Below are 592 nucleotides of genomic sequence, written 5' to 3'. Positions count from 1 at the left end.
CAAAGCCATGATCCACATCGCGTCGATCGACAACCTCGCCAAGCGCATAACGGACGAAGCCACCCCTACCTGGCGAGGGACCTACTAGGGCAGAAAGGGCAATCTGCCTAGATCAAATGCCCTCTGACCACGGCCCCCACACTGAGCCGCACCCAAACGCAACTGCCCGACCGACACTTCACGTACGCGATGCGCTCGCGTACCGGATCGACGCCCGGGAGATCCCGCCCAAGTTGCCGGCGGACGACCAGGCCCTGCTGCTGGCACAGTCCCGCGAGCGCCGCAAGGACCGCACCGTCGAGGCGACCACGATCGAGGAGGCCGTGGAGGCTGCGAGCACCGGCTGCGTGCGTATCCCCTGGGCCGTGCTGGGCCCGGACGGCGAGGCGAAGCTCGCAGAGCAGGGCGGGTCCGTGCGGTGCCTGGTTGCCGCGGACGGCTCGGTCCCCGAGAGCGACGGCTAGCTGTGGTGTCTCGGGACCTTGGTTACGCGAAGTCCTCGAAGGTGAGCTGCTGCGGGATGTCCGCGAGTGGTTCGGGCGGCTGGTCGAAGACGATCCGGTAGTCGCTCCCGGCGGTCCGGCTGATGGGC

Annotated in this window: 2 pseudogenes; both read left to right on the top strand. The window is 67.9% G+C overall.

The annotated features are described in order from the left end of the window. Nucleotides 1-88 (top strand): annotated as a pseudogene (locus ACLJWH_RS42000) (IS5/IS1182 family transposase); the annotation flags it as partial. Nucleotides 89-227: 139 nt separating this feature from the next. Next, nucleotides 228-464 (top strand): annotated as a pseudogene (locus ACLJWH_RS41995) (proline--tRNA ligase); the annotation flags it as partial. Nucleotides 465-592 lie beyond the last annotated feature (128 nt).

Origin of the sequence: Streptomyces sp. x-80, assembly GCF_046549095.1 — a bacterium.
Classification (GTDB): Bacteria; Actinomycetota; Actinomycetes; order Streptomycetales; family Streptomycetaceae; genus Streptomyces; species Streptomyces celluloflavus.
The sequence above is the reverse complement of the archived record's forward strand: the minus strand, read 5'-3'. Positions and strand labels throughout refer to the sequence as shown.